Origin of the sequence: Shinella sp. M27 (genome assembly GCF_049199905.1) — a bacterium.
GTDB lineage: Bacteria > Pseudomonadota > Alphaproteobacteria > Rhizobiales > Rhizobiaceae > Shinella.
In genome coordinates this window covers 1-741 of the sequence record NZ_JBLZPK010000082.1, presented here as the reverse complement: position 1 = coordinate 741, position 741 = coordinate 1, and the positions used below count along the sequence as shown (strand labels likewise).

Sequence of the window (741 nt, the reverse complement as noted above, 5' to 3'; positions counted from 1 at the left end):
GGATTTTGGCTGGATGCGGCCGTATCTGCCGATCTTCATGGAAGGGCACATCAAGAATTCGCTGCCGCTGGCGATGGGTACCTGTGGCTATCGCACCGTTGCCGTCATGCCGACGCGATACCAGATGGTCAACGAAGGGCCTTTCCTGAAGTCGATCGGCTTCCAAGAAGTCTATGATCGGGATGCGGTGGGCGCGCCGTCGTCACACGCGCGCGACAAACTATTCTACGATTTTACCACTAACTTGGTGTCTGAGCACCGTGCCGCCAAAGACCCTCGCCCACTCTTCGTTTTCGTGCAGACCATGACAACGCATGGCCCCTATGACGAAGAGTTTGAGCCGCAAGAGGCGGTTCCCGGCATGCCATTTGGCAACACGCCCGAAATAGATGAGTTCTTGCGACGCATGACACTAGCGCGGCAGGATTATGCGCCGTTCCTTGCGGCCATCGATGCGAACAAAACCGCAGGCGGTGCCGTAGTCCTTGAATATGGCGACCACCAACCGAGCGTTACACAAGCATCCGCCGACAGCGCTGCGCACGGAAATGCTGCCGGTGACTGGGCTTCGCCACTCTATCAAACTTACTATGACGTTCACGCTTTTGGCCACAACGTCGACCCTTTCCCACAAATGGCCATGGATATCGGGTTCCTCGGTGCAACCATCGCGGATGCCGCCGGGTTGCCGGGGAATGAAGCTCAGGACGCGCTTTTGGTGCTGCGAGACCGGTGCCGCGG

General features: G+C 58.2%; 1 protein-coding gene. It reads left to right on the top strand.

Translation table 11 applies throughout. From position 1 onward, the window contains the following. On the top strand, positions 1-741 hold a 741-nt coding region (locus ACOZK4_RS27175), incomplete at both ends, for a sulfatase-like hydrolase/transferase (RefSeq protein ID WP_421594738.1).